This is a genomic window from Rhodococcus sp. ACS1, from assembly GCF_002300155.1.
GTDB lineage: Bacteria > Actinomycetota > Actinomycetes > Mycobacteriales > Mycobacteriaceae > Rhodococcus_F > Rhodococcus_F koreensis.
This window is the reverse complement of sequence record NZ_NSDZ01000005.1, coordinates 707,857-719,671: the sequence shown is the minus strand read 5'-3', so window position 1 is coordinate 719,671 and position 11,815 is coordinate 707,857. Positions and strand designations below refer to the sequence as shown.

Sequence of the window (11,815 nt, the reverse complement as noted above, 5' to 3'; positions counted from 1 at the left end):
ACAGAACCACGAGGGTCGTCATGCTCGCAGCAGAACGTCACCGCCGGATGACCGAGGCACTACGAGTGAGCCGGATCGTCAGCACCGAGGAATTCTCACGACTGCTGGGGGTGTCCCCACGATCCTCGCCGGAGTCCGCCGGCGCATCCGCGCTGTTCTGATCCCGGCGCTCACACTCTCGAAAGGAAGAGATCGTGGCAGTCCTTGCCATCGACCAGGGCACCTCCGGGACCAAGGCGGTCGTCGTCTCCGACGACGGCGACGTCCTCGCCATCGCCGAGAACACCGTGCGCCCCACCTATCTCGCGGCCGGTGGCGTCGAGCAGGATCCGATGGACCTGCTGCACTCCGTCCTGGACGCCGGCCGGAAGGCGGTCACCCAGGCGGGAGTGCCGGTGTCGGCCGTCTCCCTCGCCAACCAGGGCGAAACCGTCCTGGTGTGGGATCCGGAGACCGGACGACCGCTGAGCCCGGCAGTGGTCTGGCAGGACCGTCGGTCGGAAACGCTGTGCCGCGACAAGGCGGCGGCCCGGAGTTGGGTCGAACAGCGGACCGGATTGATTCTGGACCCGTACTTCTCGGCGCCCAAGATGCAGTGGCTGCGCCGCAATGTCTCCCACGAGGGAGTGGTCACCACCACCGACACCTGGATCGTGCATCACCTGACCGGCGAATTCGTCACCGACACCGCCACCGCGAGCCGCTCGCTGCTGACCGGTCTCGACACCGGAGGGTGGGATCAGGAACTGCTGGAGCTGTTCGAACTCGCCGAGGAGCGGTTGCCCGAGATCGTCGGCAACGACGCCCTGGTGGGCAAGACCGATGCCTTCGGCGGGAGCGCCGCCGTGGGCGGGCTGATCGTCGACCAGCAGGCGGCGCTGCTGGCGGAGCGGTGCCTCGATCCCGGCACCGCCAAGTGCACCTTCGGCACCGGAGTGTTCCTGCTCGCCAACACCGGCCGACGCCCGGTGCGCTCGGCGTCCCAGCTCGCCTCCTGCGTGGCGTGGAACGTGCGGGGGCAGACCTCCTACTGCGTGGACGGGCAGGCGTACACCGCGGCGTCGGCGATCCGGTGGATACAGGACCTCGGGCTGATCGCGTCGGCGCGGGACCTCGACAGCACCGCCGCCGAGGATTCCGGAGGCACCTACTTCGTCCCGGCGCTGGCAGGACTGGCCGCACCGTGGTGGCGACCGGACGCGACCGCCTCGTTCACCGGGATGACCCTGTCCACCGATCGGGCGCAGCTGGTGGCCGCGGTAGTGGAAGGCCTGGCGGCGCAGACCGCCGAGCTGGTCTCGGCCGTGGAGGTCGACCTGGGCGGCCCGCTGACCCGGCTGCGCGTCGACGGTGGACTCACTCAGTCGCGGCGGTTGATGCAGGCGACCGCGGACCTGACCCAGATCCCCATCGACGTCTATCCCTCCTCGCATGCGACCGCTCTCGGTGCGGCCGCGTGCGCGCGCCTGGCGATGAATCCCGGCCTGTCCCTTGCCGACGCGGTCACCGACTGGACTCCCGCCACCACCTACGAACCTCGCTGGTCACCCGACCGCGCAGCAGAATTCCGACACCACTGGGCGTCGGCGGCACACGCGACGCTTCCCCAGGAGAAACGATGACTGACTCACCCACCCCCACCGACTACGACTTCGTCGTCCTCGGTGCCGGTATCGTCGGCTCGGCGATCGCCCGCGAACTGGCCGGATACGACCTCACCATCGCGCTCGTCGAGGCCCGCGACGATGTCGGCGACGGCACCAGCAAGGCGAATACCGCGATCCTGCACACCGGATTCGACGCGAAACCCGGCACCCTCGAATCACGGATGGTCAGCCGCGGCTACACGCTGCTGTCGGCATACGCCGAGCAGACCGGAATTCCCGTCGAACACACCGGGGCGATCCTCGTCGCCTGGAACGACGAGGAGTACGACGCTCTGCCGAGTCTGCGGGACAAGGCCGCCGCCAACGGGTACACCGAGTGCGAAATCGTCGACGCCGCCACCGTGTACGGGATGGTGCCCGATCTGGGCGAGGGCGTCCTCGGCGGTCTGACCGTGCCGGACGAGTCCATCATCTGCACCTGGACGACCAACCTCGCGCTGGCCACCGACGCGGTCGCCCGCGGGGTGACGCTGCGGACCAACACGCGTGCGGAGTCGGTGACGGTCGAGGCAGACCGCACCACCCTGCACACCTCGGCAGGCGACATCACCGCCCGCTGGGTGATCAACGCGGCAGGGCTCGGGGCGGACTTCCTCGACCAGGCCTTCGGCTACGACCGCTTCCACATCACCCCGCGCCGCGGCGAACTGCTCGTCTACGACAAGCTGGCCCGCCCCCTGGTCGACAAGATCGTGTTGCCCGTTCCCACCTCCCGGGGCAAGGGTGTGCTCATATCGCCGACCATCTACGGCAACGTCATGCTCGGCCCGACCGCAGAGGACCTCACCGACCGGTCGGCGACGGGCACCTCGGCGAAAGGGTTCGAATTCCTGCTCGGCAAGGGCGCCAAGCTCCTGCCCCGGCTGCTCGACGAAGAGGTCACCGCCACCTATGCCGGGCTCCGGGCCGCCGCCGACTACGGTGACTACCTCATCGAGGTCGACACCGATCAGCGGTACGTCCTGGTCGGCGGGATCCGGTCGACCGGCCTGACGTCCGGAATGGCTGTCGCCGAGTACGTCGGCGAACTTCTCACCAAGGCCGATGCTCTCGGCGAACCCCGCGCCGAGCTGCCGGACCCGCCGGCGATGCCGAACATCGGTGAGGCGTTCACTCGCCCGTACCAGGACGGTGCGCGCATCGCCGCGGACGCCGAATACGGCAAGGTCGTCTGCTTCTGCGAGCGGGTCACGGCCGGTGAGATCCGTGATGCCTACGCCTCCCTCATTCCCCCGGCCGGGCTCGAGGGTCTGCGCCGACGCACCCGCGCCATGAACGGCCGATGCCAGGGCTTCTTCTGCGGAGCAGAGGTGGGCGCCCTGGCCGAGGGCTACCGATGCGCCGGCCGCTCCGCCGCCACGACACCGAAGGAAAACCGATGAGCGTCCCTACCTCACCACGCACCGTGGTCAAGACCGACATCGCGATCGTCGGTGGCGGCCCGGCGGGCCTGTCCGCCGCCACCCGGCTCGGCAAGGTCCACGGCCACCGCGCCCTCGTCCTCGACCGGGAGATCCGTGCCGGCGGAATCCCCAGGCACTGCGACCATCCCGGGTACGGCATCCGCGACCTCCACACCTTCATCGGAGGTCCCGCGTACGCCGAGCGCCTGGTCCGGTCGGCGACCGACGCCGGGGCAGAGATCCGGACCAACGCGACGGTCACCGCCGTCCACCCCGACGGCGCGCTCGATGTCACCAGCCCGGCCGGGCTGCTGCGGGTGGAGGCGAAGGCACTCGTCCTCGCGACCGGTGCCCGTGAGCGGGCCCGCCCGGCCCGCCTGATCCCGGGTGATCGACCCGCCGGCGTCTACACCACCGGGCAGTTGCAGAATCTCGTGCATCTGCACCACGGTCGCGTCGGCACACGGGCCGTGATCGTCGGCGGCGAACTCGTGAGCTGGTCCGCGGCAATGACACTGCGGCACGCCGGCTGCGACACCGTGCTGATGACCACGCAGTACCCCTCACCGGAGTCGTACGCCGCCTTCAACATCCCCGGCAAAGCACTGTTCCGGTTCGCGATCGCCACCCGCACCCGCGTCGTCGGCATCATCGGCCGCAAGAACGTCGAAGCGATCGAGATCGAACACCTCGACACCGGCGTCCGGACGAAGATCGACTGCGACACCGTCGTCTTCACCGGCGATTGGATCCCCGACCACGAACTGGCCCGCAGCGCAGGCATCGAACTGGATCCCGGCACCAAGGGGCCGCTGGTCGATACCGCCCTGCGCACCAGCGCTCGCGGCGTCTTCGCCGCCGGCAACGTCCTGCACCCGGTCGACACCGCCGACATCGCAGCACTCGACGGCACCTTCGTCGCCGATCAGGTGGCCGGCTACCTCGACTCGCATGCGCCCGCTCCCACCGGAGAGGCTCTGCGCATTCTCGCCGAAGAGCCGTTCCGGTGGATATCTCCCGGCCTGCTGCGCCCGGGCGACCCGGCGCCTCCGCGACAGCGCCTGCTGTTGTGGACGGACGCGCTCGTCCGGTTCCCCAAGGTCACCATTTCCCAGAACGGCCGCGTCGTGACCACCAAGACACTGCCCTGGGCGGCCTCCCCCGGCCGCGTGTTCCGGGTGCCGTGGTCGATCATGCGCGACGTCGACCCGTCCCGAGGACCGGTGACGGTCGGCCTGGCGAACGCAACCCAGACCGCGCCCACGCTCAACGGGGTCGGGCAGTTCATCCCCGCCCGCTGCTCCTGACACCCGCCCGCATCCGCGATCGCTTCCTGCCCGCCCTGCCGAACCAGTCATCCTCCCGCGGTGCCTGATTCGGCAGGGCGGCTTTCGCACGTCCCGGGAGCCCGGCAGTCCTCACCTTCACCCCGTAAGCAGGTGACTGAGCGCGCGCGAAGCGGCTTTACTCGACGTTGACATTGCGTGTGACCCGGACAACAATCAGGAACGTCACTTGTCGACAATAGACCGCACTACAACTTGTGCGGGTGCCCACGAATCGATCGGAAGCATCCATGACAGAACACCAGGGCCATCTACACGGCTCGGAGATGCGTCGAGCCATCACCGCGGCGGCCATCGGAAACTTCATCACCTGGTTCGACTTCGCGGCCTACGGGTTCCTCGCCGTACTCCTGGGGCAGATCTTCTTCCCCTCCGAAAACCCCGCCACCAGTCTGCTGGCGACCTTCGCCGCATTCGGGGTCGCCTTCCTGATGAATCCGATCGGCGGATTCGTCTTCGGCCGTCTCGGCGACAAGGTGGGCCGCAAGAAGATCCTGGCCACCGTCATCATTTTGATGTCGATGTCGACCTTCGCGGTCGGCCTGCTGCCCGGCTACGCCTCCATCGGCATCGCCGCGCCCGTCCTACTGGTGGCTCTGCGCATCCTGCAGGGCTTCGCCGCCGGTGGCGAACCCGGCGGTGCCGCCACGTTCCTGGTCGAGTCCGCCGCGCGGGGACGACGGGCACGCACGGTGAGCTTCTGGCACTGCTCGAGCTACCTCGCCAACGCCGCCGCCTCGATCCTCGTCCTGAGCTTGAACGCGGCCCTGAGCGACGACGCCATGTTCGCCTGGGGCTGGCGGATACCGTTCCTGATCGCCGGTCCGCTCGGACTGGTGGGCCTCTACATCCGGCTCAAGCTCAGCGACACAGCGGAATTCGAACGCTTGCAGGCTTCCGGCGAGGTGAGTGAGTCACCCATCAAGGACGCCCTCGCCACCAGCCGGCGCCAGATCGTGCAAGTCGTCGGCTGCATCGCCTTCCAGGCCGCCGCCTTCTATTTCATCTTCGTCTACATGGAGACCTACCTGCAGGCCGAGGTCGGATTCTCGTTCGGCATGGCGTCCGCGTCGACGGTCACCTGCCTGGTGTCGGCCGCGGTGTCGATCTTCGTCTTCGCCCGCTTCTCGGACCACTTTGGCCGCAAGCCGGTCATCATCCTCGGCGCGGTGTCGAGCACACTGATCGTCTTCCCCGCCTTCGTGGCGTTCTCCACCGGCAACATCGCCGCCATCATGGTCGCCCACGCCGCCATGGGCGTGTGCCTGGCCATGTTCATGTCGGCCTCCGGCGCCGCGATGGTGGAGATCTTCCCCTCGAGAGTGCGCTACGCCGGCTTCTCCATCGGCTTCAACATCTCCGTCGCACTCTTCGGTGGCACCGCACCGTACTTTGCGACCTGGCTGATCTCCGCCACCGGAAGCCCGGTGTCCCCCTCGGTGATCCTGATCGTCACCGGGGTCACCGCGATCGCCGCCGCCGCCACCCTCCACGAAACCGCCGGACGCAAGACCGACGCCGTCATCGCCGCCCGTCCGGCTCAGTACGACCCGGTCCGGGTCGGCGAATGAGAACCCCGCCACCCGAACCCTTGACAAGCACCGCGCGCCACAGTTAAATTTCTATCGTTCACTTGTCGACAATCGTCAATCTACGACGGTCGAGGAGACGAGCGGGATCCGGGCCATCGACTCGGAGAAATCCACGGCCCTCAAGTAGCCGACCAACCACGACACAAGGACACGAACATGACCAAGAAGCTGGGTGGCATCCTCGCTGCCGTTTCCACGCCCTTCGCCGCCGACGGCTCCGTCGACGAAGGCGCACTGCGCAACCACGTCGACTTTCTGATCGACAACGGTCTGCACGGTCTCGTTCCCGGTGGCAGCACCGGCGAGTTCGCGGCACTGTCCCTCGACGAGCGCAAGCTCGTCAACAAAGTCGTCATCGACCAGGCCGCAGGCCGGGTGCCCGTCGCCCCGCAGACCGGCTCGACCCGCACCGCGGACGCGATCGAACTGTCCAAGCACGCCGCCGACGCCGGAGCGGACGCGGTCCTGCTGGTCCAGCCGTTCTACGAGGCGCCCACCCGCCACGAGGTGATCGAGTACTTCGCCACCGTCGGCGAGGCCGCGAACATCCCGGTCATCGCGTACAATCTGCCCGGTGTCACCGGAATGAACCTCGACCGCCCGTTCTACCGCGAGCTGCTCGAGCGCACCGACGCCGTGAAGTACATCAAGGACACCTCCGGCTCGATCGAGCAGGCCTTCGACCTCATCTTCAACCTCGGTGACGCCATCGACACGTTCGTCGGCTGGGACACCATCGTGCTGCCCGCCTTCTCCGCTGGTGCCGCCGGATCCATCTGGGGTGCACCGAACTTCGCGCCGAAGGAGACCGTGGCGATCTACGAGCTGGCCAAGGCCGGCAAGTACACCGAGGCACTCGAGATCTTCAAGCGCCTGTGGAACGTCCTCGACTTCCTGGGCAAGGAAGGCTACGCCGTGGCCACCAAGGCCGCCGCACAGGCCGTGGGTGTCGACCTCGGTGTGCCGCGCGCACCCTACGGCGAACTGCCCGCGGAGAAGAAGGAAGAGCTCACCAAGCTGATCGCCGAGACCGGCCTGAACTACGGCAAATAGACCGGCCCCTCACCGACTGTCGGCGATGTCGGCCCACCGCGGCCGGCATCGCCGACCCGAATCGCACGCGTTTCGAAAGGAGCGACCCTTCCCATGACACGCGCGCAGAGGCCGGTGGCGAACGTCTCCGTCACCGATCCCGTCTCGTACCTGATGCCGTGCATCGCCGACGCCCGCGCCCGAGAGATCCTCGCGCGGCGGTGGCGGTGCAGGATCAGGCTCACCGCCACCCCGACACCGCTGCATCTGCTACCGAACTTCTCCGAACGCCTGGGCCGTGAGGTCTGGATCAAGCGGGACGATCTGACCGGGTTCGCGGCCGACGGCAACAAGTCCCGGAAGCTGGAGCTGATTCTCGCCGATGCGATGAACGCCCGCGCGACCAGCCTGGTCACCGTCGGGGCGCAGCAGTCCAACCATGCCCGCACCGTGGCGGCGGCCGCGGCCGCGGCGGGCATCGACGCCCACCTGATCCTGGGTGGCCGTGCCCCGCAACGCCCCAGCGGCAACCTGCTCCTCGACGACTTGTTCGGCGCCGAAACCCATTTCGTCGACGACCTCGACTGGACTTCGATGAGTGAGCACGCCCGGCAGCTGTGTGCCCGGCTGCGGGATCAGGGCAACCGCAGCAAACGCCCGTACCTCGTTCCCGCCGGCGGCAGCACCAGCTCGGGAGTACTGGCCTACGCCGCTGCCTTCCTCTAGATCCACCACCAACTCGATCTCGTCGACCGCACCGAAGCCACCATCGTCCACGCCTCCTCGACCGGCGGCACCCAGGCCGGGCTCGAACTCGGTGCCGCACTGCTCGGCGCCCCGGCGAACATCGTCGGCGTCGACGTCGCGCAGATCCACTCCGACCTCGGCGGACGGGTCCGGGACCTGGTGGCCGCCACCGCGGAGCTCGGATTCGACCCGCCCGCAGTGACCCCGACCGTGTTCGACGAGTACCTCGGTCCGGGATACGCACTTGCCTCGGACCGGTCGCAGGCGGCGATGACCGAACTGGCCCGTGACGAGGGGATCGTGACCGACCCGGTGTACACGGCGAAGGCCGTCGCCGCACTGTCCGACCCCCGCCTGACCGGGCCCATCGTGTTCCTGCACACCGGTGGTGTGCCGGCGATGTTCGCCGACGACGCCGCGGCCGCATACCCGGCTGTGCAACGCTCGAAGGGAAGGCCGCTCGCCGCGGCACAGAACAATTACTGACACTGCTTCGATGAACGCCATCGAAGCGCATCGGATCGGAGGAAGTCGTGCGGTGGAGCCGAGTCGTCAACGTGGTCAAGTGTCACGTGGGTGGAGAAATCAACAACGTCGTGACCGGCGGGATCGGTGACGTTCCCGGCGCCACCGTGTTCGAGAAGATGAAGCACTTCCGGGACAATCAGGACGACTTGCGGCAATTGCTGTTGCACGAACCCCGTGGTGCGGTCACCCACTGCGTCAACTACATCGTCCCGGCCACCGATCCGCAGGCCCAGCTCGGCTACGTCATCGCCGAGTCGACCGAGTATCCGGCCATGTCGGGCAGCAACACGATGTGTGTGGCGACGGCACTGCTCGAGACCGGGATGATCCCCATGGTCGAACCCGTCACCGACATCGTCCTCGAGGCACCCGCCGGGCTCATCCGCATCCGGTGCACCTGCGAGAACGGCAAGGTCACCGGCGTCGAGTTCGAAAATCAGCCCGCCTTCGCCTATGCGGTCGAGGTACCGCTCGAACTCGACGGATACGGCACCCTCACCGTCGACGTCGCCTGGGGCGGCATGGCGTACGTGCTCGCCGACGCCGAGGCCCTCGGCCTAAAGTTGGTTCCCGACGAGGCCCGCGACCTGTGCGAACTCGGACAGAAACTGAAAACCGCAGCAGCGGAGCAAATTCCGGCACAGCACCCCATCAATCCCGAGTTCGCCGGCATCACCCAGACCGAATTCGTCGGTCCACTGTCCCGCCACGAGGGCGTCCTGACCGCCCGTAACGCGGTCGTGGTCTCACCGGGGCGCCTGGATCGCTCGCCCTGCGGCACCGGCACGTCCGCACGTCTTGCGGTTTTGAAGGCGAAAGGTCTGATCGAGGTGGGTGAAACCTTCGTCCACGAATCCGTTATCGGCAGCCGATTCACCAGCCGCATCGACCGGCTCACCAGCGTGGGCGACTACGAGGCGGTCGTACCCCGCGTCACCGGGCAGGCGTACATCACCGAACTCAGCCAGGTCGGCCTCGACCCCGCCGACCCCTTCCCCACCGGCTACACGCTGTCCGACAACTGGCCGACCGGACACTGACCATGTGAGTGGGAAAGTGTGCCGGGACACGCTTTCCCACTCACATGGGATTCGGCCGTTTGACGTCCCGGCCGGCACGCGCTCTCCGGAGATGATGACCGATGCCCGCGCCCACGGGCGGTCTTCGGCCAGGAAGGAGTTCTCCTGCGCCATCCACTCCTCGATGAACGCGGGCGGATCGACCCCGCGCTCGACATCTGCGGTAGGCGACCACCGGGTCGGTGGACACCCAGATCGTGGCGTCGAACCATCCGGCTAGGTCGCGGTGGGTTGCCCCTACTCCTTCGACGAAGACGACGTTCGCGGTATCCGGAATGTCGATGGAACCGGGCCGTCCCCATGCCACCCACCCGGGTGGACGGAACGAGACAGGCGCCCCGCACTGCCGGAGAGGGCAGAGGATGCCGTCGGCAAGAAGATGGTGCCAACCGAAAAAGGAGTGGTGCCAAGCTATGTCATCGGTATGGACGATGACGCTGTCACCGGTCGCTGCAGCGAGTCGAGCGGCAACAGTGGACTTTCCCGACCCACTCCGGCCATCGATTCCGATGACGATCGGGCGGTTCGTGTTCATCTGTCGTGTTTCGCAGAGGCGGGCGAGCAGTTCTTCAGGAGTCGTCTCGACCCAATCGAGAACCGTGGCCTCGTTGTCACTCGTCATTGCGGGGATCCTCCTCCATGATGTCGAGGAGCGCACGCGCAGCTTCGGTTCCGAGCCCATCCACCTTTCGCCGCAGCGGCAAGGTACCGAGAAAGGCGCCGGCCTCGACGCTTGAATCGATGCGGGGCACGACAACGGCGACACGGCCGCGATCGATACTCCGGCTTCTCGTGCGATGTCCGCCATGCACACCGAGTCTCGCAGCGGAGATGTCGTTCTCGGATGCATCTGCTCTTCTTCACGACGCTGATGCGGTTCAGCACCCTGTCGAGTGCTGAACCGCATCAGTGGTTCGGTCGGGCCGGGTCAGCCGGCCGCGATGGGTCGTTGCTCGTTGTGTGCCTCGTTGACCGGCTTGTGGTAGCGCGGCACCAGGCGCATCAGGGCGGGACCGCCGATCGCGATCAGCGCGAGGAGGATGGCCGGCAGCAGTGGCATCCATTCGATACCGAGGTTGTCGACGACGACGGTGATCGCGGCCGGCCCGACGAGCATGCCCACGTAGCCGATCGCGTTGACGAGACCGATGTTCCGTCCCGCATTCTCCGGATCGCGTCGCCCGGCCGCCGACAGCATGAGCGGTGCCATGCAGGCCAGGCCGAGACCGAGCAGCACGAAACCGGTGAGTGCGAGCGGCGCCGAGCCGCCCAGCATCGCGAGAAGCGCACCGGCGGCGCCGATGACACCGCTCGCGCCGACGATGAGGCGAGCACCGAAGTACTCCGCCAGCCTGTCGCCGAACAACCGGCCGACGAACTGCGCACCCGAGTAGAGGGTGACAGCCGTCGCTGCCAGCCCTGCCGTGGTGCCGACCGCGCGGCGAACGAATTCCTGGCCCCAGTCCAGGACCGCGCCCTCGCTCAACATCGATCCGAGCAGGAGCACACCGAATCCGATCATCACGAGCAGCGTCGCCGTGGTGGCCGACCGCTTCCCCGGGTGGGCAGGGTCGGCTGCGCCCGGAATCTCGTCCTGCTCCGGGGGCAGCAACTCGTCGAGGGAGAGGAGCCACTTGCCGAAGACGAAACCGAGGACCGACAACACCACGCCGATCGAGATGTAGGCGACGGCCGGGCTGTCGGTGAAGTGCCGGGCCAACGCGCTGCCGACGAGACCGAGAACGAAGCCACCCGCCGGGTAGGCGGCGTGGAACGCGGACATGATGGGTCGCCCGTAGTACCGCTCGACCTGCACGCCGTGGGTGTTGAACGCCGTGTCGAATGCGCCGCGGAGCAGTCCGATGAGCACGCCGATCGCCATCGCTCCGACCAGTCCGTCGAGGAATGCGAGGGGGATGTAACAGAGCGGATAGATCACCATCGTGGGCATGGCCGTGTTTCGCGGGCCGTACCGATCGATGAACGGGCCGATGGCGAAGCACCCGACGGCTGCGCCGATGCCGATCGACAGCGCGAGGAGGCCGAACTGCGAGTCGCCGCCGTCGCCCTCCCATCCGAGGTGACTACGCAACGAAGTGGTGCTCGTCGACCACATCAACATCACGGCGCCCAACTGGAAGAAGCCGAAAAATGTTGCGATTCGCGCCTTTCGCACGCGTGTATGGTCGAGCACGGGAGCGGTGCCTGCTCCATGTGTTGCCATGATTTCGTCCTTGCCGTAGGTCTCGGACCGCCGCGGGCGCCTACGGGGGTAGGCATCCGTTCAGCGAGTAGCGAGCGCGTGAACTTTCGATCAACACCGACTGGATGGCCGGAATCTTGGTGAAAACACTACGAAGGTGACGCGCCGCACAACAGGTACAGACCGTGTACCTCCCGCGCGCAGACTGCACAGAGTGA

Annotated in this window: 7 protein-coding genes and 2 pseudogenes; 8 read left to right on the top strand and 1 reads right to left on the bottom strand. The window is 67.3% G+C overall.

Going from position 1 to position 11,815, the window contains the following annotated elements; genetic code table 11:
- Positions 1-20 precede the first annotated feature (20 nt).
- From CJ179_RS50610 to CJ179_RS24010, 8 genes and pseudogenes are all read left to right on the top strand, one after another.
- On the top strand, positions 21-161 hold the full coding sequence (locus CJ179_RS50610) for a hypothetical protein (protein WP_179377637.1): 141 nt from the start codon (positions 21-23) through the stop codon (positions 159-161).
- Positions 162-194: 33 nt separating this feature from the next.
- Positions 195-1,622 (top strand): FGGY family carbohydrate kinase, encoded by a 1,428-nt coding sequence (locus CJ179_RS24045; protein ID WP_095863106.1) that lies wholly within the window; start codon positions 195-197, stop codon positions 1,620-1,622.
- Positions 1,619-3,049 (top strand): NAD(P)/FAD-dependent oxidoreductase, encoded by a 1,431-nt coding sequence (locus CJ179_RS24040; RefSeq protein WP_095863105.1) that lies wholly within the window; start codon positions 1,619-1,621, stop codon positions 3,047-3,049. Before CJ179_RS24045 ends, CJ179_RS24040 begins: the two co-directional genes overlap by 4 nt.
- Complete coding sequence (locus tag CJ179_RS24035) at positions 3,046-4,377, top strand: NAD(P)/FAD-dependent oxidoreductase (RefSeq protein WP_095863597.1); 1,332 nt, start codon at positions 3,046-3,048, stop codon at positions 4,375-4,377. Before CJ179_RS24040 ends, CJ179_RS24035 begins: the two co-directional genes overlap by 4 nt.
- 269 nt (positions 4,378-4,646) lie before the next feature.
- On the top strand, positions 4,647-5,987 hold the full coding sequence (locus CJ179_RS24030; RefSeq protein WP_095863104.1) for an MFS transporter: 1,341 nt from the start codon (positions 4,647-4,649) through the stop codon (positions 5,985-5,987).
- Positions 5,988-6,164: 177 nt separating this feature from the next.
- Positions 6,165-7,061, top strand: a complete 897-nt coding sequence (locus tag CJ179_RS24025; RefSeq protein WP_072939226.1) for a dihydrodipicolinate synthase family protein — start codon at positions 6,165-6,167, stop codon at positions 7,059-7,061.
- A 93-nt stretch (positions 7,062-7,154) separates the two neighbouring features.
- A pseudogene (locus CJ179_RS52795) lies at positions 7,155-8,273 on the top strand (1-aminocyclopropane-1-carboxylate deaminase/D-cysteine desulfhydrase).
- Between the two features lie 47 nt (positions 8,274-8,320).
- Entirely contained in the window at positions 8,321-9,355 is a 1,035-nt protein-coding gene (locus CJ179_RS24010; RefSeq protein ID WP_095863101.1) for a proline racemase family protein, read from the top strand.
- A gap of 967 nt (positions 9,356-10,322) precedes the next feature.
- Here CJ179_RS24010 and CJ179_RS24000 read toward each other — a convergent pair.
- A pseudogene (locus CJ179_RS24000) lies at positions 10,323-11,654 on the bottom strand (MFS transporter); the annotation flags it as partial.
- Positions 11,655-11,815: the final 161 nt, after the last annotated feature.

Bases quoted from the DNA above. Each gene is read 5' to 3' on its own strand.
- CJ179_RS24035 (WP_095863597.1), top strand. From the start codon at position 3,046: ATGAGCGTCCCTACCTCACCACGCACCGTGGTCAAGACCGACATCGCG.
- CJ179_RS50610 (WP_179377637.1), top strand. From the start codon at position 21: ATGCTCGCAGCAGAACGTCACCGCCGGATGACCGAGGCACTACGAGTG.
- CJ179_RS24025 (WP_072939226.1), top strand. From the start codon at position 6,165: ATGACCAAGAAGCTGGGTGGCATCCTCGCTGCCGTTTCCACGCCCTTC.
- CJ179_RS24040 (WP_095863105.1), top strand. From the start codon at position 1,619: ATGACTGACTCACCCACCCCCACCGACTACGACTTCGTCGTCCTCGGT.
- CJ179_RS24030 (WP_095863104.1), top strand. From the start codon at position 4,647: ATGACAGAACACCAGGGCCATCTACACGGCTCGGAGATGCGTCGAGCC.